At 64.9% G+C, this 21,016-nt stretch carries 21 protein-coding genes; 16 read left to right on the top strand and 5 right to left on the bottom strand.

All coding sequences use genetic code 11. From position 1 onward, the window contains the following. Positions 1-523 precede the first annotated feature (523 nt). Both G453_RS0107165 and G453_RS0107160 read right to left on the bottom strand, forming a co-directional pair. Positions 524-1,000, bottom strand: coding sequence for a hypothetical protein (locus G453_RS0107165; RefSeq protein WP_027190501.1), 477 nt, complete (start codon positions 998-1,000; stop codon positions 524-526). A gap of 95 nt (positions 1,001-1,095) precedes the next feature. After that, entirely contained in the window at positions 1,096-1,314 is a 219-nt protein-coding gene (locus G453_RS0107160) for a hypothetical protein (protein WP_156920839.1), read from the bottom strand. A 367-nt stretch (positions 1,315-1,681) separates the two neighbouring features. Here G453_RS0107160 and G453_RS0107155 point away from each other — a divergent pair, with 367 nt between their 5' ends. From G453_RS0107155 to G453_RS0107080, 16 genes are all read left to right on the top strand, one after another. Next, the gene (locus G453_RS0107155; protein WP_027190499.1) at positions 1,682-2,479 is read left to right on the top strand and encodes a 2-amino-3,7-dideoxy-D-threo-hept-6-ulosonate synthase; all 798 of its coding nucleotides are present in this window, start codon (positions 1,682-1,684) and stop codon (positions 2,477-2,479) included. A gap of 9 nt (positions 2,480-2,488) precedes the next feature. Then, positions 2,489-3,460, top strand: coding sequence for a 3-dehydroquinate synthase II family protein (locus G453_RS0107150; protein WP_027190498.1), 972 nt, complete (start codon positions 2,489-2,491; stop codon positions 3,458-3,460). Positions 3,461-3,464: 4 nt separating this feature from the next. Continuing rightward, entirely contained in the window at positions 3,465-4,610 is a 1,146-nt protein-coding gene (gene pheA / locus G453_RS0107145; RefSeq protein ID WP_051271938.1) for a prephenate dehydratase, read from the top strand. Positions 4,611-4,695: 85 nt separating this feature from the next. Continuing rightward, the gene (gene aroA, locus G453_RS0107140) at positions 4,696-6,015 is read left to right on the top strand and encodes a 3-phosphoshikimate 1-carboxyvinyltransferase (protein ID WP_027190496.1); all 1,320 of its coding nucleotides are present in this window, start codon (positions 4,696-4,698) and stop codon (positions 6,013-6,015) included. Further along, positions 6,012-6,824, top strand: coding sequence for a prephenate dehydrogenase/arogenate dehydrogenase family protein (locus G453_RS22875; protein ID WP_051271935.1), 813 nt, complete (start codon positions 6,012-6,014; stop codon positions 6,822-6,824). The genes aroA and G453_RS22875 overlap by 4 nt, the downstream gene beginning before the upstream one ends. A gap of 168 nt (positions 6,825-6,992) precedes the next feature. Then, positions 6,993-8,405, top strand: coding sequence for an anthranilate synthase component I family protein (locus tag G453_RS0107130; RefSeq protein WP_043644756.1), 1,413 nt, complete (start codon positions 6,993-6,995; stop codon positions 8,403-8,405). After that, positions 8,386-8,958: an anthranilate synthase component II gene (locus G453_RS0107125; RefSeq protein WP_027190494.1), complete on the top strand. Its 573-nt coding sequence runs from the start codon at positions 8,386-8,388 to the stop codon at positions 8,956-8,958. The genes G453_RS0107130 and G453_RS0107125 overlap by 20 nt, the downstream gene beginning before the upstream one ends. A 15-nt stretch (positions 8,959-8,973) precedes the next feature. Next, positions 8,974-9,708: a hypothetical protein gene (locus tag G453_RS0107120; RefSeq protein ID WP_027190493.1), complete on the top strand. Its 735-nt coding sequence runs from the start codon at positions 8,974-8,976 to the stop codon at positions 9,706-9,708. Between the two features lie 66 nt (positions 9,709-9,774). Beyond that, the gene (trpD, locus tag G453_RS0107115) at positions 9,775-10,773 is read left to right on the top strand and encodes an anthranilate phosphoribosyltransferase (protein WP_027190492.1); all 999 of its coding nucleotides are present in this window, start codon (positions 9,775-9,777) and stop codon (positions 10,771-10,773) included. After that, positions 10,766-11,536: an indole-3-glycerol-phosphate synthase gene (locus tag G453_RS0107110; RefSeq protein WP_027190491.1), complete on the top strand. Its 771-nt coding sequence runs from the start codon at positions 10,766-10,768 to the stop codon at positions 11,534-11,536. The genes trpD and G453_RS0107110 overlap by 8 nt, the downstream gene beginning before the upstream one ends. Positions 11,537-11,737: 201 nt before the next feature. Next, a complete protein-coding gene (locus tag G453_RS0107105; protein ID WP_043644754.1) occupies positions 11,738-12,358 on the top strand; it encodes a phosphoribosylanthranilate isomerase in 621 nt (206 codons plus the stop codon). 132 nt (positions 12,359-12,490) lie between these two features. Beyond that, a complete protein-coding gene (gene trpB, locus G453_RS0107100; RefSeq protein WP_027190489.1) occupies positions 12,491-13,669 on the top strand; it encodes a tryptophan synthase subunit beta in 1,179 nt (392 codons plus the stop codon). 208 nt (positions 13,670-13,877) lie between these two features. Next, positions 13,878-14,651, top strand: coding sequence for a tryptophan synthase subunit alpha (trpA, locus tag G453_RS0107095; protein WP_027190488.1), 774 nt, complete (start codon positions 13,878-13,880; stop codon positions 14,649-14,651). Positions 14,652-14,678: 27 nt separating this feature from the next. After that, positions 14,679-15,428, top strand: coding sequence for a pirin family protein (locus tag G453_RS22870; protein ID WP_051271929.1), 750 nt, complete (start codon positions 14,679-14,681; stop codon positions 15,426-15,428). Next, positions 15,429-16,295: an EamA family transporter gene (locus G453_RS0107085; RefSeq protein ID WP_027190487.1), complete on the top strand. Its 867-nt coding sequence runs from the start codon at positions 15,429-15,431 to the stop codon at positions 16,293-16,295. 63 nt (positions 16,296-16,358) lie between these two features. Beyond that, complete coding sequence (locus G453_RS0107080; protein ID WP_027190486.1) at positions 16,359-17,660, top strand: phenylacetate--CoA ligase family protein; 1,302 nt, start codon at positions 16,359-16,361, stop codon at positions 17,658-17,660. Between the two features lie 496 nt (positions 17,661-18,156). Here G453_RS0107080 and G453_RS22865 read toward each other — a convergent pair whose 3' ends face one another. The 3 genes from G453_RS22865 to G453_RS0107065 all read right to left on the bottom strand — a co-directional run bounded on the left by G453_RS22865 (position 18,157) and on the right by G453_RS0107065 (position 21,000). Then, positions 18,157-19,452, bottom strand: a complete 1,296-nt coding sequence (locus G453_RS22865) for an EAL and HDOD domain-containing protein (protein WP_051271926.1) — start codon at positions 19,450-19,452, stop codon at positions 18,157-18,159. A 75-nt stretch (positions 19,453-19,527) separates the two neighbouring features. Then, entirely contained in the window at positions 19,528-20,580 is a 1,053-nt protein-coding gene (gene argC / locus G453_RS0107070; RefSeq protein WP_027190485.1) for an N-acetyl-gamma-glutamyl-phosphate reductase, read from the bottom strand. A gap of 111 nt (positions 20,581-20,691) precedes the next feature. Beyond that, positions 20,692-21,000, bottom strand: a complete 309-nt coding sequence (locus G453_RS0107065; protein WP_027190484.1) for a DUF1844 domain-containing protein — start codon at positions 20,998-21,000, stop codon at positions 20,692-20,694. Between the last annotated feature and the right edge of the window lie 16 nt (positions 21,001-21,016).

Below are 21,016 nucleotides of genomic sequence, written 5' to 3'. Positions count from 1 at the left end.
GGCGGTTGTCCGGGCTTGTTCGTCTTTGAGGGCGAGAGAGGGAAATCTCGATTACTTCTTTGGAGTGCAGTGTGAGTATGTCTACGAAAGAGCCTTTCGTCTGGTGGTGGAACAAGAAGCGAGTGCGATATGGAAAACCAATCTTTTACAGACTGATTTTCGAGCTTGGGCTTGCCGCATTCAGCCTCATTGTGTCGTGTATCATTATCTATCTCATCAAGGCGGGGCAGCATGGCTAGACCGAGTATCATGGAGAGAGGAGATTTAATTGAGACGGCTGTATCTTTGACTATAATTCTCGGTTCGCATAAACTTGCGAAATGGGTGTACCACTTGGATGAATGTGTCATCTCCAAGGCATACAGGTGGATTCATGGATTTATTTGATTTTGTAAAAATCTGTGCCTACATTTTCACTTTTGTCTCATCATACTTTAACTTCATAGAACCGAACCTTGTGCTTTGCAGTATGCTGAAATGAGTATGGGGGAGTGAGAATCCTCCCCCTATCACTCCTTCAAGCTTATGGTATGGCGCGCCCAAGGCCGTTGTGAGAATCTGGCAGGTCGTCCAAATCTCCGTGATTTGAGGGACGAAATGGATCAGAGTTCGCAATCCCGGCGATGGTAGCCCCGGCCAAACTCCCCCAACCGGGACCGTACGCACTCCCAACCATGGCACCACCGACAATCGGAGCCATTTCTTTCATGATCTCGTCAGCCGTTGACTTATCCCCCTTCTTTTCCGCTTCGGCGAGACGGAACTTGTAGTGGTCCTCCATCGTTTTCGTTTCAGGAACCTGGAACTTCGGCAGCTTCCCGGTAATCCGGTCATATGCCGCCTGAGTTCCTTCGTTCAGCGACGGCTCAGTCCCCGGAGCCCCGGCAACCGGCGTGGCCTGCCCGATGCCCGTATCGTTCGCTGCAATCAGCGCCGCTTCAATTCCCTCGTCTTTTGCGCTTACGTAATTGTTCGCAAGATTTGCGATAAACTTCTCCACGATTATTCTCCTTGTCGCGTGCGGGAAGGATGGCCTTCCCGCATCGTTTTCTCGTCTTCGCCATCGAAGCCCCAGGGCCTGCCCGCCCAGTCCTCTTAACTGGCCCGGCGTGAACGGCGCTTGTGGCGGATGCGGGTGACCTCCGCCGCCGCCTCCCGGACTTCCTTGTAGAAGTCCAGCGCCTCATGCGGGCAGCGGGCGAACATCCTCTGCACAGCGCGTTGCGCCGAGCGGGGAAGCCGCTCCAGGTAATGCTCCATCACGTCCTTGGTCAGGCCGTAGAGGGGGTCGTGCTTGGCCAGTTTCTGGAACACGACGCCGACTCGCTGCTGGGTTCGGAACCGTTTGGCGTCCTCGAAATCCGCCTTGTGGCGCCCGTGATGATGGCGCCAACCCCCCGAATTTGCCATTTCACGCAAATTTCGCGCCGTCCCTCTTGACAGGCTCGCCGCAGGGCGGGTACTTCTTCCGTCCATGCACTCCCTGAACTTTGCCGCTGGCTTCTTTTGGTCCTTTTATTGGTTTAGCCGCGCCAGCGGTATCGGGAGAGGTGCACGGTAAGATCGGAGACGACAACCACACCACACCGAGGGCCGCTGGCGAAAAGCCGGCGGCCCTTCTTTTTCATCCCAGGTCCGCAGGCTCCAGCGGACCCCGGTGCAAACCCGGAGGAATTGACTCATGCTTATCGGAAAAGCCGTCCGCCTCGAACGCATCTTCAACCGCAACACCAACCGCACGATAATCGTGCCCATGGACCACGGCGTGACCGTCGGCCCCATCGACGGGCTGATCGACATGCGCGAGACCATAAACCAGGTGGCCGAAGGCGGCGCCAACGCGGTTCTCATGCACAAGGGCCTGGTGCGCTGCTCCCACCGCAAACGCGGCCGCGACGTGGGCCTCATCATCCATCTCTCCGCCTCCACCACCATCTCGCCCTTCCCCAACGCCAAGACCCTCGTGGGCACCGTCGAGGACGCCCTGAAGCTCGGCGCGGACGGCGTGTCCCTGCACATCAACCTGGGCGACGAGACCGAGCGCCACATGCTCGAAGACTTCGGCCACATCTCCTCCTCCGCTTCCGACTGGGGCGTTCCCGTGCTGGCCATGGTCTACGCGCGCGGCCCCAAGGTGAAGAACGAGTACGACCCCGACGTGGTGGCCCACTGCGCCCGCGTGGGCCTGGAACTCGGCGCGGACGTGGTGAAGGTTCCCTACACCGGCGACATCGAGAGCTTCGCCAAGGTCTGCGACGCCTGCTGCATCCCCGTGGTCATCGCGGGCGGCCCCAAGCTCTCCAACGTGCGCGACCTGGTGTGCATGGCCCACGACTCCGTGCAGGCTGGCGGCTCCGGCCTGTCCATCGGGCGCAACATCTTCCAGTACGGCCAGCCCTCGCGCCTGGTCCAGGCGCTGCACGGCGTGGTGCACCTCAACTGGGAGGTCGAACAGGCCATGGAACTCCTCAAGGACTAGGTGGCGAAAGTGAAACAGGTCTGGTTTTCAGCAATGCCTTTCGACAAGACCCTGGTCACCCTGGCCCTGGAGTCCGGCGTGGACGCCGTGATCACCGACGCCAAGCACGCCCCCGACGTGCGCGCCCTGGGCCGGGTGGACGTGTTCACCCCAGAAGATATCGTTCGGGTTGAGCTTGCCTCCAAGGCAGACGAGGACATCGCCGTGGCCGCGCTTGCCGCGGGCAAGAAGACAGTGCTGGGGCTCGGCTGGGAGATCATCCCCGTGGAGAACATCCTGGCCCAGTCCGTGGGCCTGGGCGTTGAAGTCGCGGACCTGGATCAGGCGCGACTTGCCGCCGGAATCCTGGAGCGCGGCGTGGACGTGATCGTGGCGCTGCCCCAGGCCGCCGCCGACCTCAAAAAGATCGTGGCGGATGTGAAGCTCTCCCAGGGGACCATCCCCCTGGAGAAGGCCGTGATCACCTCCATCAAGGCCGCCGGGCTCGGCCACCGGGTGTGCGTGGACACCATGAGCATGCTCAAAAAGGGCCAGGGTATGCTGGTGGGGAACTCCAGCGCCTTCACCTTCCTGGTGCACGCCGAGACCGAGTCCAACCCCTACGTGGCCGCGCGCCCGTTTCGCGTGAACGCCGGGGCCGTGCACGCCTACGCCGTGATGCCCGGAGACCGCACAAGCTACCTGGAAGAGCTGTCCTCCGGCGACGAGGTGCTCATCGTGTCGGCGGACGGGTCCACGTCGCTGGCCACCATCGGGCGCACCAAGGTGGAGATCCGCCCCATGCTGCTGGTCACGGCTACGGTCTGCGGCGTGGAGGGCGCGGTGTTTTTGCAGAACGCCGAGACCATCCGCCTGACGCGCGCCACCGGCGAACCGGTCAGCGTGGTCAGCCTGAAGGTGGGCGACGAGGTGCTGTGCAAGGTGGATCAGGCCGGACGCCACTTTGGCATGCGCATCTGCGAAGAGATCAAGGAAGGCTAGGCTTATGCCCGATGACATGCCCAAAATAGACGACGCGGCGCACGACGCGCCCCTGGACAACGTGCGCGACGCCATCGACCAGGTGGACTGCGACCTGCTCTCGCTCCTGAACCGCCGGGCGGCCCTGTCGCTTGAGGTCGGCAGGCTGAAGGCCGGAAGCGACGAGCCGGTATTCAAACCCTTCCGTGAAAAAGAGGTGCTGGAGAAGCTCTCGCGCGAGAACCCCGGCCCCTTGCCCGACGAGCACCTGCGCGCCGTATACCGCGAGATCATGTCCAGCTCGCGCAGGCTCCAGCGCACCCAGAAGGTGGCCTACCTGGGGCCGGACGGGACCTTCTCCTACTTCGCGGCGGTGAGCTACCTGGGCAAAAGCGCGGACTTCGAGCCGCGCAGGACCATCGACGAGGTGTTCGAGGCCGTGAGCCTGCGCGACGTGGAGCTTGGGGTCATTCCGCTTGAGAACTCGCTGCAGGGCACCGTGGGCCAGAGCCTGGACCTGTTCCTGCGCCACGAGGTATTCATCCAGGCCGAGCTGTACTGCAAGATCAGCCATTCGCTGCTCTCCAAGGGCACGGACCTGACGCGCATCGAGGAGGTCTACTCCCACCCGCAGCCCCTGGCCCAGTGCGGGGCCTGGCTCAAGGCGCACCTGCCCATGGCCCGCATCGTGCCCACGGACTCCACGGCCGCAGCGGCCAAGCGCGTGCTGTACAACCCCAAGTCGGCGGCCATCGGCCACGTGAAGCTCTCGGAGATGCTGGGGCTTAACGTGCTGGCCAGCCGCATCGAGGACCTGCCCGACAACTGGACGCGCTTTCTGGTGATCGGACCCGCCGAGACCAAGGCCGGCAACCGCGACAAGACCTCCATCCTGTTCACCCTGCCGGACAAGCCCGGCGCGCTGTCCGCCGTGCTCTCGAAGCTGGCGGGAGAGGGCATCAACCTGACCAAGCTGGAGTCGCGCCCGCTGCGCGGCGAAAAATGGAAGTACGTGTTCTTCGCGGACCTCCAGTGCGACCTGGGCAGCGAGGAGTACGCCGCCATGATCGCAGACCTGCGGACCGAGCTGCACTCGCTGCGAATTCTCGGCAGCTATCCGGCAGGGCCGCACCTGGACGTGTCCGGGTCCGCCGTGGTGGAGCGGGGCTAGGCGAGCGCGCCCAACCGGACAGAAGCATGGCGCGCGAAAAGCGCCAGGACCATACCGGACCCATCGGGTCCACGAGGTAACGACAGTGTCATCCGTCATCGATATAAAAGCCCCGGCTTCCAAGTCCGTGTCACACCGCGCCTTCATCTGCGCGGCCCTGGCCCAGGGCGAGTCCCTGGTCATCGACGCCCTGGACTCGGACGACCTGATCCGCACCCGCCGCTGCCTGTCGGCCTGCGGCGCGGTGTTCCGCCATACCGAGCGCGGCTGGGAGATCACCGGCATCGGCGGCCAGCCCAAGGGCGGCGCGCAGACCCCGGCGGACTGCGACGTGGGCGAGTCCGGCACCACCTGCCGCCTGCTCACCGCTGTGCTGGCCGCTGGCACGGGGCTGTTTCGCATCCACGGCGAGGGCCGCATGCACGATCGCCCCATCGGCCAGCTGACCGAAGCCCTGGAGCCGCTCGGCCCGGTCTTTGAGTGGGACGACAAGCCCGGCTACCCGCCCTTCGTCATCCGTACAGAGGGCCTCTCCGGCGGCGACGCGATGATAAGCCTGGAGGAGTCCAGCCAGTACCTGTCCGGCATGCTGCTGGCCGCGCCCCTGGCCAAGCGCCCCATGGTCATCGGCATCGGCGGCGACAAGGTGGTGTCCTGGCCCTACGTGTCGCTGACGCTCATGGCCATGGCCGACTTCGGCGTTGAGGTGCTGGTGGAGGCCCTGGAAGACGGCTTCTGGAAGAGCAAGGCCTTCACCGAAGTGACCGACGTGGCCCCCGGCAAGCTGCGCTTCGCCGTGGAGCCCGCCACGTACCGGCCCCGCACCTACACCGTGGAGGGCGACTGGTCCAACGCGTCCTACTTCCTGGCCGCCGGGGCCGTGGGACAGCGGCCTGTGCTGGTGCGCGGACTGCGCCGCGACTCGCTCCAGGGCGACAAGGCAATACTCAATATCCTGGAACGCATGGGCGCGCGCATCACCTGGGACGACGCGGGCGTGACCGTCTCGCGCTCTGGTGAGAAGCTGCACGGCGTGGAGCTGGACATGGGCTCCTGCCCGGATCTGGTGCCCACGGTGTGCGCCGTGGCCGCCCAGGCCGAGGGGACGACCACCATCCGCAACGTGGCGCACCTGCGCATCAAGGAGTCCGACCGGCTCCAGGCCTGCGCCGACGAGTTGCGCAAGATCGGCGCGAAGGTGGAGACCTTCGAGGACGGCCTGTCCGTGACTTCGACTCCCATCGCCACCTCGGCCCCGGTGGAGTTTAGCACCTACGGCGACCACCGCATGGCCATGAGCTTGTCTCTGCTGGAGCTTGCGGGAGTGGACGTGCGCCTGGACAAGCCCGGCTGCGTGGCCAAGAGCTTCCCCGGCTTCTGGGACCAGTGGGGGCTTACCCGTTGAGCCAGGCCCAAGGCATACGCACCATCTCCGTGGTGGGCGCTTCCGGCAAGATGGGGCGGCTGTTCGTGTCGCGCTGCCGCCGGGAGGGGCTTGCCTGCCACGAGCTGGACGCGCCCTTTATGCCCGACGCCCTGGAGCGCGCCCTGCCCAGGTCCGACCTGGTGCTCCTGTGCGTTCCGGCCCAGGTGGTGGGCGAAGTGCTGGCCCAGCTCGGCCCGCGCATCCCCAGGGGGTGCATCGTGGCCGACATCTGCTCGGTGAAGGTGCGCCCGCTGGAAGAGATGATGGCCCTGCACCCCGGCCCTGTAGTCGGAACGCACCCGCTGTTCGGCCCCAAGCCTCCGGAGGGCGAGCCCCTGCGGGTGGCGGTCTGCCCCGGTCGCGGTGATGAATCATGCCGCGAAACGGAAGAGCTGCTCACGCGCCTGGGATTCGCCCCCTTCCGGGCCACGGCGCACGAGCACGACCGGGCCATGGCCTACGTGCAGGGGCTCAATTTCGTGTCCACGGTGGCGTACTTGGCGGCCCAGGCCAACCACGACGAGTTTTCGCGCTTCCTGACGCCCTCCTTCACCCGGCGTCTGGACGCGGCAAAGAAGCTGATCCTCGAAGACGCGGACCTGTTCCGGCTGATCTACGAGGCCAACCCCTACAGCCTGGAGGCCGTGCGGTCCTACCGCAGCTACCTGAACGTGGCGGCGGGCGGCGACCTGGAGCTCCTGGTGGAGCGGGCCAAGGGCTGGTGGAAGGACGAGGCGCGCAAGGCTTGCCCGCCGCCTCGCCCACTCGACCCAAAACGTCAGGGATAAATTATAAGGGATTCCACAAGGGCGAAGCCCTTTGGCCGCCGGAGGCTTTCCCCCTCCGGCGCATCCCGGCAACGACCATAACCGCATGGCCCGGCAGGCTCGCCCTCCCCGGCCATGGCAAAACGCCGTCACGCAACCGAACGCATACGAGACGAAAAGGGACGCGCCATGATCGAACTCTTGCAGGAAGCAAAGTGGCTGCCCGCCGACGTGCAGACGCCCATCAGCCTGTACCTGGGACTGGTGGGCGACAGGCCGGGCATACTCTTCGAGTCCGCCGAGGTGGACGGACGCCTTGGCCGCTACTCGATCCTGGCCTGGGATTTCCGCCTGACCGCCAACTGCCAGGACGGCAAGCTCGCGCTCACCACGCGCGACGACCGCCTCAAGCCGCTTGAAGAATTGAACGGCCGCCCCTTCCTGGAAGGCGTGCGCGAGCTGATGGCCGCCATCACGGTCACGCCGCCCGAGGGATTCACGGACCTGCCCGGCATCACGCGTGGCCTGTACGGCTACTTCGGCTACGGCGCTGCCGCGCTGTTCGAGCCCAAGATCGCCAAGGTCATCCCCGAGAAGGACGTGGAGTGCACCCTGTGCCTGCCCGGCCACGTGGTGCTGTTCGACCACCTGCGCCACCGCTGCTGCCTGCTCTCCCTGGGCGGCGGCATGCGGCCAAAGCTGGACGCCTCGGCGGTATTGCGCCCCACGGAGAAGCCCGAGATGGGCGGCGTGCTGCATCATCCCGGTGAGAAGGCCTTCCTGGAAGGCGTGCGCAAGGCCAAGGACCTGATCCATCAGGGCGAGTGCATCCAGGTGGTGCTCTCCAACCGCTTCCAGGCCCCCTTCAACGGCGACCCCTTCTCCGTGTACCGCCGCCTGCGCCAGGTGAACCCCTCGCCCTACATGTTCTTCGTGCGCCTGCCGCGCATCACCATGGTGGGCTCCTCGCCGGAGTTCCTGGTGCGCTGCGTGAACGGCACCCTCACCACCGCGCCCATCGCAGGAACCCGCCCGCGCGGCAAGGACGAGGCAGAAGACGACTTCTACGCCCAGGACCTGCTGGCCGACCCCAAGGAGCGCGCCGAGCACGTGATGCTCGTGGACCTTGGCCGAAACGACCTGGGGCGCATCGCCAAGCCCGGCAGCGTGCGCGTGGAAAAGTTCATGCAGGTGGAGAAGTTCTCGCACGTCCTGCACCTGACCTCCTACGTCACCGCGACGCTCAAAGACGACCTGGACGCCCTGGACGTGATCGGCTCGGTGTTCCCGGCGGGCACGGTCAGCGGCGCGCCCAAGGTGCGCGCCATGGAGATCATCGCGGACACCGAGACCATCGGTCGCGGCCCCTACGCCGGAGCCATCGGCTGGCTGGGCCTGGACAAGGGCCGCGTGGACCTGGACACGGGCATACTCATCCGCTCCATGTGGTTCCGCGACGGCATGGTGCAGTGGCAGACCGGAGCCGGGATCGTGTTCGACTCCGACCCGGACAAGGAATGGCAGGAAGTGCACAACAAGGCCCGCGTTCTGGCTGAAGTACTGGCTGGACAGGAGGAAGGCGATGTTTTTGCTCATAGATAATTTCGACTCCTTCACCTTCAATCTGGTGCAGTACTTCCAGCAGCTGGGCCTTGAGCCCGTCGTGAAGAAGAACGACGACCCGGAAGTGCTTGAGCTGGCCGAGTCCGGCAAGCTTGAGATGTGCTGCATCTCGCCCGGCCCCAGCAGGCCGGAGAACGCCGGGCTGTGCCTGCAGTTCCTGGAGCGTCTGCCCAGGAAGACGCCGGTTCTGGGCGTATGCCTGGGGCATCAGATCCTGGGGCACTTTGCGGGCGCGCCCGTGGTGGTGGCGGACAGGATCATGCACGGCAAGACCAGCCTGGTGACGCACCGCGAGTCCGGCTTGTTCACGGGCGTGTCCAACCCCATGGAGGTCTGCCGGTATCACTCGCTCCTGGTTCTGGCACATAAAGCCCCGGAGAAGCTGGAGATCACCGCCTGGACTGACGAGAACGAGGTCATGGGGCTTCGCTGGAAGGACCGGCCCTGGGTTGGCGTGCAGTTTCACCCGGAGAGCGTGCTGACGCCCGAAGGCATGAAGATGCTGTCGAACTTTCCGGACAAGATCGCATAAGGCGCGAGGCGACCCATGCCCCTCTCCATACGAAACCTGTCGCCAAGCGACGTGGCCGGAAGCGAAACCACGCTGTGGAAGTACCTGACCTTCGAGAAGTTCCTGGACTTTCTCCTGTTGAAGCGTCTGTATTTTCGCCGCTCGGACAAGCTCACCGACCCCTTCGAGTGCATCATGCCCCCAGACATGTGCCTGGGCGACAGGAAGGGGTCCATGCCCCAGGCCGAGAGGGACTTCATCGCCGCGCACGAACAATACATCAACTCCGCCCGCTCCAAGGTGTTCCTGAACTCCTGGCACATCAACGAGTACGAGTCCGAGGCCATGTGGAAGCTGTTCGGCGGCTCCGGCCACTCCATAGCCATTCGCACCACCTTCGGGCGCATCATGAGCGAGATGGCCCCGCACGAACTGACTGCCGGAAAGGTCCTCTACAAGGACATGATAAAGGACGACTGCGTCATCTCGGACATCTTCGACTTTGCGCTGCTTAAGCGCAAACCCTTCGAGCACGAGCGCGAGTTCCGGCTGATCTTCATTAACGACGGCGGGGACGACAACCCAAGGCTCCTGGACAGCTTCGGGCTGCACATCCCCGTGGAACCGGCGGACATCGTGGACAAGATCTACGTGTCGCCCCTGTCCGAGCCCTGGCAGTTCGAGCTGACCCAGGCCATCATCGACAAGCAGGGTTTGGGAGAGCGGCTGATCCGCTCCACATTGTTCAATTTTCCCGGAAACAAGCGGTAACGCCCGGCATATAAAAAGACCTGACGGCGGCGGGCGCGTCCCTGCCGCCGGGAACAAGGAGTCTCCATGGAAGTCCTGGAACATCTGGCCATCGGCAAGAACCTTACCGAAGAACAGGCCCTGAAATCGTTTCGCGCCATGTACACCGGCGAGATGCCCGCGTCCTGCGTCGGGGCGTTCCTCATGGGCCTTAAGACCAAGGGTGAGACCGGCCTGGAGATCGCCTGCGGCGTGAAGGCCGCGCTGGAAGAAGCCCGCCTCGTCCCCGGCCTGGAAGGCGACCGCATCGACACCTGCGGCACCGGCGGCGACAACACCTGCTCTTTCAACTGCTCCACCGCCGTGGCCCTGTATCTGGCGGCCCTCGGCCACAAGGTGGTCAAGCACGGCAACCGCTCCGTGTCCTCCACCTGCGGCTCGGCGGACATCATCGAGTCCCTGGGCCTGGGCCTCACCGTGGAGCCGGAGACGGTCGCAGCCGAACTGGCGCGGCGCAACTTCGTGTTCCTCTTCGCCCCCAACTTCCACCCGGCCTTCAAGCGCATCATGCCCATTCGCAAGGAGCTCGGCGCGCGCACCCTGTTCAACCTCATGGGGCCGCTTCTGAACCCGGCCCGCCCCACGCATCAGCTTTTGGGCGTGCCCACCGCCAGCTTCGTGCCGCTCATCGCCGAGGCTCTGTCCCTCACGGGCGTTCGCCGGGCCATCGTGGTGCACGGCGCGGGCGGCTTCGACGAGCTCTCTCCCTTCGGCCCCGCCGAGGTCTGCTGGGTGCGCGACGGCTGGATGCGTCGCGAGCGCCTGGACCCGCAGGATTACGGCATCCCGCTGCACAAGCTCTCCGAGGTGGCCGTGGCCAGCAAGGACGAAGCCGTGGCCGTGCTGCTGGAGCTCCTGGAAGGACACGGCCCCGAGGCCATGAAGGACATGCTGGCCCTGAACCTGGGCGCGTGCCTGCATCTTCTGGAAGACGGCCTGACGCTTAAGCAGGGCATCGACAAGGCCCGCGACGCCGTCTCCTCCGGCGCTGCCGCCAAATTCTGGAGCGGACAGATCCATGCTTGAGAAATTCCGCGAGGCCAAAGCCGCCGACATCGCCCGCCTGATCGAGCAGGAAGACCAGGGGCTTATGCCCCCGCCCTTCGAGGGCGAGCGCCCAGACTTCATCCGCGCCCTCTGGGAGGCCGGTCCCGGCGCGGTGATCGCCGAGTACAAGCGCGCATCACCCTCGCGCGGCGAGATCAACGTGAACCTCACGCCGGAAGCCGTCGCCCAGGCCTACAAGGAAGCCGGAGCCGCCGCCATCTCGGTGCTCACCGAGGAGGCCCACTTCAAAGGCAGCCTCGGCTTCCTGGAGCGCATGTGCGGCGCGGGCCTGCCCATGCTGCGCAAGGACTTCATCCTGCACCCCGTGCAGGTGATCGAGACGGCGGCCACCCCAGCCTCGGCCTTCCTGCTCATCGCGCGCATGAGCACCCAGGACGAGCTGCGCGAGATGCTCGGCCTCGCCATGGCCTTCGAGCTGGCCGCCGTGGTCGAAGTGTTCGACGAGGCCGATCTGGAAAAGGTCCTGCCCCTGGACCCCGAGATCATTCAGGTCAACAACCGCGACTTGGACACGCTGACCACCGACCTCGCCGTGGCCGAGCGCTTGGCGAAGCACAAGCAGGACGGGCAGATCTGGATCGCCGCCAGCGGCATCGAGACGCCCGCCGACGTCGCGCGCATGGTGGACGCAGGCTACGACGCCGTGCTGGTCGGCACGTCGCTCATGCGTGAGGCCGACCCCGGCGCGGCGCTGAAGAAGCTGACGGCGCAGGCTGGGTGAGGTGACCGGGATGCGGGGAGTGAGTCGTGGAAGAAGCCTCCGGCGGCCTAGAGGCAGGAAGGCAGAAGAGAATATGCCTCCGGCGGCCAAAGGGCTCCGCCCTTTGGAAACCCTTATAGGGGTTGGTTCGACGACCGTTCGAGCAGGGTACGCTGAGGCCCTGTGTGGTGTCCGGCACGCGCCTGTGTGGGGAAAAGGCAGATGAACCTTTTGCTCAAAGTCTGCGGCATGACTCTGCCTGAACAGGTGGAAGCCATCAATGCGATGGGCGTGGACCTGCTGGGCTTCATCTTCGCCAAGAACAGCCCGCGCTGCGTGACGCCCGAACATGTGGCTGGCATCGCACGGGGAAACGCCAAGCGGGTCGGCGTGTTCGTGGAGCAGGACGCGGACGAGGTGAACCGCATCATGGAGACGGCGAAGCTGGACTACGCCCAGCTTCACGCCGGGCAGGACGCGGATTTCTGCCGCGCCGTCGGGCCGCAGCGCGTCATCCGGGTGTTCTGGCCGCAGCGCCATGATTCGCTGGAAGCGCTGGAACAGGAAATGGCCCGCTACGCGGACCTGTGCGCCTTCATGCTGCTCGACTCCGGCACGTCCGGCGGCGGACACGGCACAAGCCTTGATTTTGTCGCGCTGGCGCGCCTGAATGCGCCGCGCCCGTGGCTCCTGGCCGGGGGATTGTCTCCGGACAACGCGGCCCTGGCCGTAGAGCAGGCCCGTCCTGACGGATTGGACGTGAACTCCGGGGTGGAATCCGCGCCCGGAGTAAAAAACATAGAGACTGTCGAACGAGTGATTCGAAACATCAAAAGGTATTGAGGGGGCTCCAGGGAGGACGATTATCGGGAAGCCACACCGGACGCCGTCAAAGCGCCCGCCGGGTCAGGGCCAGGACGGCCCAGGCCCGCTGCGTCCCAAAATTCCTGCCCTGTCCGCCGGAGGCATCATCCCATGCAGAAAGGCTATTTCGGAAAATTCGGAGGCATGTTCGTCCCAGAGCTGCTCATACCGCCGCTCCTCGAGATCGAGGAGGCCATGAACACCATCGTGCCGAGCGAGGCCTTCCAGGCCGAGTTCCACTCCATCCTGGAGGACTACGTGGGCAGGCCCTCGGCCCTGTACCGCTGCCCCAACCTCTCGAAAAAGCTCGGCTTCGATCTGTGGCTCAAGCGCGAGGACTTGAACCACACCGGCGCGCACAAGATTAACAACGCCATCGGCCAGGGCCTGTTGTGCAGGCACATGGGCAAGTCCGTGCTGCTGGCCGAGACGGGCGCGGGCATGCACGGCGTGGCCACGGCCACCGCCGCCGCCATGCTGAACCTGGAATGCGTGGTGTACATGGGCGCAACCGACGTGGTGCGCCAGTCGCACAACGTGCGCCGAATGGGTCTTCTGGGCGCAACTGTCGTGCCCATCGATTCCGGCACGCAGACCCTGAAGGACGCAATCAACGCCGCGCTTCGCCGCTGGATCGCCGACCAGCGCACCACGCACTACTGCTTCGGCACGGCGGCCGGACCGCACCCCTTCCCCACCCTGGTGCGCGAGTTCCAGTCTGTCATCAGCCGGGAGGCCAAGGCCCAGATGCTCAAAAAGGCCGGACGCCTGCCCGACTACGTGGTGGCCTGCGTGGGCGGCGGCTCCAACGCCATCGGTGCGTTCCACGAGTTCATCCCGCACGAGGAAGTCAAACTGATCGGCGTGGAGGCCGCTGGCACGGGCGAACCGGGCTGCCACCACTCCGCGCCGCTGAACCTCGGCACGGCGGGCGTGCTGCACGGGGCCATGAGCATGCTGCTTCAGACGCCGGAAGGGCAGATCGAGCCGTCGCACTCCATCGCGCCGGGCCTGGACTACCCCGGCGTCGGGCCGGAACATGCAGGGCTCCAGGACTGCGGGCGCGCCCAGTACGGCACCATAAACGACACCCAGGCCTACAACGCGTTCCATACGTTGTGCCGCTCCGAGGGCATCATCCCGGCGCTGGAGAGCTCCCACGCCGTGGCCTGGGTGCTGGAGAACGCCGCCAGCATCCCCAAGGGCAGCCAGGTACTGGTGTGCCTGTCCGGGCGCGGCGACAAGGACCTGGGCATCATCGAAGAGTACGAGAAGAACAAGAAAAGCTAGCGAACTGGGGCACCGCCCCAGACCCGGCCAGGCTCCGCCCTGGACCCGCCGGGGGGAGAGCCTCCCCCCGGACCCCGGCAATGGATATCCGCCTTCCCGACTGGCCTCCGCGCTGGTCGCGAAGCTACTTAAAAGTTTTTGAAGGAGAGTCCAGAGAGGAAAACTTTTTTCCAAAAAGTTTCCTCTCTGGCCGCCGGAGGCATCCCCCATGTCGATTCTCACCGACCGCATACGCGCCGCCAACGCCGCAGGCCGCAAGGCTGTAATCCCATACCTGCCCGCCGGATTCCCGGACCGGGAGCGCTTCTGGGACGAGCTGACCGCCCTGGACGCGGCAGGCGCGGACATCATCGAGATAGGCGTCCCCTTCTCGGACCCGGTTGCCGACGGCCCCGTGGTGGAGCAGGCCAGCCTGGAGTGCCTGGAGAAGGGCGCGTGCCTCTCCTGGATTCTTGGCGAACTGGCCCGCCGCAAGGGCGACTTCAAGGCCGGGCTGGTGCTCATGGGCTACTACAACCCCTTCCTGCAGTACGGCCTGGAACGCCTGGGGCGCGACTGTGCGGCGGCTGGCGTGTCGGGGCTGATCATCCCGGACTTGCCTCTTGAGGAGGCCCAGCCCGCATCGGCGGCGCTTGAAGGCACGGGCGTGGACGTCATCTGCCTGGTGGGCCTGAACACGCCTGCGGAGCGCCTCAAGCTCTACGCCGAAAAGGCGCGCGGGTTCGTGTACTTCGTGTCGGTGCTGGGCACCACTGGCGTGCGCGAGAGCCTGCCGGAAGAGGTGCTGGCCAAGCTCGACGAGGTGCGCCCGTACTTCGACGTGCCCATCGCGCTGGGGTTCGGCATCGCGCGCCCCGAGCAGGTGACCCCGTTCGGCGACCGCATAGACGCCGTGGTGATCGGTTCGGCGCTCATCAAGCACCTCCGCGAAGGCAAGGGGGCCGGGAGTTTCATGGAGGGCTGGCGTCCTGCGGGGAAATAGGGTTAAGAAACCCTTCGGAGGTGCGCCATGATCCGTCGCATACCGGCGGCAGCCCGCCACTACTCTGACTACGATTGGCTGAGGACCTACTGGCTGTTCTCGTTCTCGGATTATTACGATCCGGACAACATCCAGTTCGGGGCGCTTCGCGTGTTCAATGACGACGTGGTGGCTCCCGGCACGGGATTCCCGACCCATCCCCACAAGGAGATGGAGATCGTGACCATCGTGCTCTCCGGCGAGATCACCCACGCGGACTCCATGGGCAACCGCGCGGTGATAAAGCCGGGCGAGGTGCAGCGCATGAGCGCGGGCACGGGGCTGACCCACTCCGAGTACAACCTGGGGCACGAGCCGGTGCACTTCTTCCAGATATGGTTCTTCCCGGACGTGCCGGGCCTCAAGCCCTCCTACGACCAGCGCTCCTTCACACCTGCCTCCTGGCGCAACCATCTGCGCCCGGTGGCTTCGGGCCAGGGCGTCCCGGAAGTGGTCAGCTTCCATACGGACGCCACCATCTACAGGTGCGTGATGGACGAGGGAACCGAGCAGACCTTCCACTGCGACGACGCGCGCCGGGTGTTCATCTACGTCGTCTCGGGACAACTGGATTTCGGCGGCACGATGGCCGTCCAGGGCGACCAGGTACGGGTGGACCTGGAGGTTCTGGTCAAGTTCAGGGCTGTGGAGCCCTCGGAAATAATCCTTATCGATTCGCCTTCCTGCAAGGGTTTCGGCTACGACGGACGCACACTCCGGGGGATAGCGGCCAGATAGATGCTGTGGGTCGGCCTTATGCTTGTGGCGGCCTTGAGTCAGGCCGTGAAGGACCTTTGCCTGAAGCGTAGCGTCACCGGCGTGGAAGCGCCTGTGGTGGTCTGGGCCTATTGCCTGTCCACCACGCTGTTTCTGTCCGTGGCGGCGCTTCGTGAAGGCGTCCCGGAACTGACGCCCGGCTTCTGGTGGGCGCTTCTGACCATCGGCCCCATGGCCGTGGTCACGTTCATGTTCTACGTCAAGTCGCTGGAGGCGGCGGATTTGTCGCTGGCCGCGCCCATGCTCACGGCCACGCCGCTGTTTCTGCTGATCACCTCGCCGCTGATGCTTGGCGAGGTGCCGGACCCGGCGGGCATAGTGGGGATCGTCTGCATCGTGGCCGGGTCCTACGTTTTGAACCTGAACGGCTCGCGCAAGGGCTGGCTTGGGCCGTTCAAGGCCTTGGTCAGCGACAAGGGCGTGCGCTACATGCTGATCGTGGCCTTTTTGTGGTCGATTTCCGCCAATATCGACAAGATCGGCCTGCGAAATTCGTCGCCCATGTTCTGGATCGCCTGCGCCTTCGGGTTTACGACCATCTGCCAGACCCCGGTGGTATGGAAATATTCCCGACGCGGCTTCCGGCAGGTGCTGGACAAGCCCTTCGAGCTTGCCGCCACCGGCTTCCTGGAAGCCGTGACCTGCGCCTGCCAGATGTACGCGCTCACCGTGGCCATCGTACCCTACGTGATCGGCGTGAAGCGCATGAGCGCGGTGTTCGCGGTGCTGCTCGGCTGGCTGGTGCTGCGCGAGGGCAAGGTGCGCGAGCGTCTGGCCGGGGCCGCACTCATGGTCCTGGGGGTTTTTCTCATCGCGCTTTTGGGGTAGCCTGGAACACGCGCGGCGCGCAGCAGCCTACCGCAACCACCTGAAACCACGGACTTTAGACCCATGCCCACATCCCATCGCTTCATTCCTGATATTTCCGCCGACGAAATTTCCGCCATCCAGATCTCCGGGCTCAACTGGACCCTGGCGCACGCCTTCGCGGGCAACCCGGCCTACAGGCAGAAGCTCACGGCAGCCGGGTACGAACCGGGCATGACCCTGTCCCTGGAGGACATCACCTCCCTGCCCTTCACCACCACGGACGACCTGCGCGAGGGCTACCCCCTGCCGCTCCTGTCCGTGCCCCAGGAGGACGTGGTGCGCGTGCACGCCTCGTCCGGCACCACGGGCAAGCGCAAGGTGCTGGCCTACACCCAGACCGACATCGACACCTGGAAGCACATGTTCGCCCGCTGCTACGAGATGGCCGGGCTCTCCGTGCTGGACCGGGTGCAGATCGCGGTGGGCTACGGCCTATGGACGGCGGGTGCGGGCTTCCAGATCGGCTGCGAGCACTTCGGGGCTATGGCCGTGCCCGTTGGGCCGGGCAACATGGAGATCCACCTGCAGCTTCTGGAGGACATGCAGACCACCACGCTGTGCTCCACGGCCTCCATGGCGCTGCTCATGGCCGAGGAGGTGCAGAAGCGCCACCTGAAGGGCAAGATCGCCCTGAAAAAGGCCATCTTCGGGGCCGAACCGCACTCCGACAAGATGCGAAGGCGCATCCACGAACTGCTTGGCATCGAGGAGAGCTTCGACATCGTGGGCATGACCGAGCTCTACGGGCCGGGCACCGGCCTGGAGTGCTGCGCTCACGCAGGCATCCACTACTGGTCGGACCTGTACATCCTGGAGATTCTGGACCCGCAGACGCTTAGGCCCGTGGCTCCGGGCGAGGTGGGCGAGATGGTGGTGACCACGCTTCGCAAGGAGGCCGCGCCGCTTATCCGCTACCGCACGCGCGACCTGACGCGCCTTTTGCCCGGCGAGTGCTCCTGCGGGGTGCGCCTGCCGCGCCACGACAAGATCCTGGGCCGCTCCGACGACATGATCATCTTCCGGGGCGTGAACATCTACCCCGGCCAGGTGGCCGCCGTGATCGAACTGTTCAAGGAGCTTGGCAGTGAGTTCCGCATCCACCTGTTCCGCAAGGGCGGCAAGGACCAGATGCTCCTGCAGGTGGAGCGCCGCCCCGAGGCCGACCCCGCCTACGACCAGAACCTGTCCGAGGCCGTGAGCGAAGAGCTGCGCAAGCAGGTGATGGTGCGGGCCTGGGTGGAGGTGATGGGACAGGGCGAACTGCCCAGGAGCTTCGGCAAGACCAAACGCGTGGTGGACGACCGGGAGGCGGGGGAGCAGTGAGTCAGCATCCTGCTGAGAACCAAGCGTTTGGAACGAATTCAGATTTCAACAATACGGGTGGGGAGCACCAACGGCTCCATCTTGGCAACATTCTTCTCGATTGGTCTGACTGGGTGACATGGGAATCTGTGAGGAACAATCGCGTAACACTCCCCAAATCTCCCGGGGTATACGATGTCAAGGCAAATCCGAAAGGCTGTTCCTTGACCATCGGCAAATCAGGCAACCTTCACAAACGAATAGTGAGAGGGCTTGTCCAGGGAAAGCTCCCTCATTCTGCAGGAAATAGAATCAGGAACGAAATCACCAAAGAAGAAGATCGTGCAACGATACTCATCCGGTGGGCTTTAACTGACAGGCCAGCTGCAGCAGAAGAAGAATTACATCTCAGGCACCGCGTCTGCTTTGGTGATCTTCCTCTACACACGAAGAAGACCTAGATATTACGACCGAAAACGCTCTCCAGAAAAATCACGTGTCAACGTGTTATCTCGCCTCAGTGCCTTTTCCCCGGTTGCGGCAGCACGCACACTTCCCGCATCAGCTCCCCGGTGAAGCGCTGGGCGTCCGCGTGCAGTTTGGACGCCGTGTTGGCGGGCAGTTGCAGCCCTTGCAGGACACTCCCCACGGCCGTCCAGTCGGCCCGCTCCAGGTCCTGGGCCAGACTCAGAAGCTCGTGAGCCTTGTTGCGTTCGCCGCTCAGGGCCTCGGCCAGGGCCGGGGTCAGCGGGAGGTCCTTCAGCACCTCGTCCATGGGAATCCCAAGCACCGAGTCCAGCATGGAGAAGAGTCCCAGCACGAAAAGCGCGTCCGGTCTGGCCGGGGGCTGACGCAGAATCTTCCCCAAGAGTTCCAGAAACTTGGCGCGCCGCACGGACATGATCACCAATTCCCTGCCCTTGGGCGTGGGGTTCAGGTCGCTCATGAGCACGGCCTGGAGCCACTTGGAGAGGTTGCGCTGCCCGAGCACCATGATGGCCTGGCGTATGGAGTCGATGGCCTCTTCGCGCCCGAAGGAGGCGGAGTTGATGTAGCGCAGCAGGCGGTAGGAGAGGGAGAGGTCGGTCTCGATGATCCTGGAGACCTTGCCGGGGTCGAAATCCTCGTCGGCAAGTTCCTTGAGCAGCTTGACCTTGGACATCTCGGAGCTGGACATCTTGCGGCCCTTCACCAGCTCCGGCTTCTGGAAAAAGTACCCCTGGAACAGCGAGAACCCCAGGCCCAGGGCCTTCTGGTGCATGGCCGCGTCCTCGACCTTTTCGGCCAGCAGCAGCCGCTTGCCTCCCCCCAGCCGTGCGGCCATCCCGGCCAGCTCGCCCGGAGGCGTGCCCAGCACGTCCACCTTGATGATGTCGGCCAACTCCAGGAACGGCGCGTGCTCGGGCTGGCCCACGAAGTCATCCAGGGCCAGCGTGTAGCCCGCGTGCTTGAGCTTTTTCAGGGCGGCGAGGATCTCCGGGGTGGGCTCCACCGTCTCCAGGATCTCGATGATGCAATTGTCCGGCGGCAGGGCGAAGCCGAAGCCGTCCAGCAGGAGCTGCATGGGGAAGTTGACCAGGGTCTTCTCGCCCTGGGACAGGCCGGTGCGCCCCAGAGTCACGCCGTCGGCGATGACGTTGGAGGTGGCCATGTCCCCGTCGGCGATGAGGGCCTCTGAGGCCCCGGCAGCGTGTCGGTAGAGCAGTTCGTAGCCCCAGACCTTCATCTTCGTGTCGAAGATGGGCTGGCGTGCCACGAACACGTGCTCCAGGATGTCGTCGCCCGTCGTCTGCTGCTCGGCTGTTTCTTTCATGCCTCATCCCATGACGGCCTGCTCGGGATGCGCCGACGCGCGATCCTCCGGCGGCTCCCGCCAGCTTACGCCATCTTAAGGCATGAACGGCGAGAGGGCCAGCCCTTCCGTCACGTCGAGTCCCAGCATCAGGTTGGCGCAGGCCAGGGCCTGGCCGGACGCGCCACGGCAGAGGTTGTCGATGGCCGAGACCACGATCAGGCGGTTGGTGCGCGGGTCCACCACCAGCCCCAGGTCGCAGAACATGGTGCCGCGCACGTGGCGCGTCTCGGGCAATTTTCCCTTGGGCAGCACGCGCACCCAGGGGTGGTGGGCGTAGTGGTCCGAGTAGAGCGAGTGCACGGTGTCCAGGGTCGCGCCGCCTCTCAGCCTGCCGTAGAGGGTGGACAGGATGCCCCGGTCGATGGGCAGGATGTGCGGGTTGAAGGACACGGTCATGGAGTGCCCGGCGAGGTGGCCGAGCTCCTGCTCGATCTCCGGGGTGTGCCGGTGCGTGCCCAGGCCGTAGGCCCGGAAGTTGTCGTGCATCTCGCAGAACAGCGTAGGCACGGACGCCTTGCGCCCGGCCCCGGACGTGCCGGATTTGCAGTCGCAGACGATGTCGCCCGTCTCGATCAGCCCGGTTTCGAGCGCAGGCCACAGGCCCAGGATCACCGAGGTGGGGTAGCAGCCCGGATTGGCGATCAGCCGGGCCGGGACGATCTTGTCCGCGTAGCGCTCGGGCAGGCCGTACACTGCTTCGCCGATCAGGCCGGGGTGGCGGTGCTCCAGGTTGTACCACTGGGCGTAGATGTCGGGGTCGCGCAGGCGGAAATCGGCGGAGAGGTCCACCACCCTGAGTCCGGCCTCCAGGAGCTCGGCGGCGGTGTCCATGGCCGCGCCGTGGGGCACGGCCAGGAAGACCAGCTGGCATGAGGCCGCAAGGTCCTTGGCGTCGGGCTGGGTGAGGGTCAGGTGCTCAAGGCGCGTGCCCTGCACGAAGGGGTATATCTCGGCCAGGGTCTTGCCCGCGTCCGTGCGCGAGGTGGCCCGGACCAGTTCCAGGGAGGGATGCACGGCCAGAAGCCGCGCCAGTTCCATGCCGGTATAGCCGGTGACGCCCACCAGCCCAACGGGAATCCGAGACATCAAAACCTCCTGCTCCGCTTGCGCGGCCAGATCATGACGGCCTGCGAGGCCGGGAATACTCATTCAGTCGTGGCGCTGCCGTTTCGGCACGCGGCCCGCGCCCGCAGACACTCAACCGTTGGCGCGGACGTAGATCATGCGCAGGTGCGCCAGGATGTCGCCCAGGTGCTTGGCCTCGTCTTCGGCGAGATTGCCCCTGGTCTTCTCATGGAGCATGGCCAGGGTGTCGATGGTGTGCTTGGCCAGCGGCAGGCTGACCGAAGTCTGGCCGGATTCCGGCTCCGGCATCTCTCCCAGGTGCACCATGGCCGCCGAGGCCAGGGAATACACGAAGGTGATGAAATCGACCTCGGGCAGGCACATTCCGGCATAGTCGGCCTGTCCGTCGGGGCAGGTGTCGCACTCGTTCTTCTGATTCATGGAAACTCCTCCAGGT

Origin of the sequence: Fundidesulfovibrio putealis DSM 16056, assembly GCF_000429325.1 — a bacterium.
In the GTDB taxonomy this organism is placed as follows: domain Bacteria; phylum Desulfobacterota; class Desulfovibrionia; order Desulfovibrionales; family Desulfovibrionaceae; genus Fundidesulfovibrio; species Fundidesulfovibrio putealis.
Note: the sequence above shows the minus strand (reverse complement) of the source record. Positions and strands in the feature narration are given on the sequence as shown.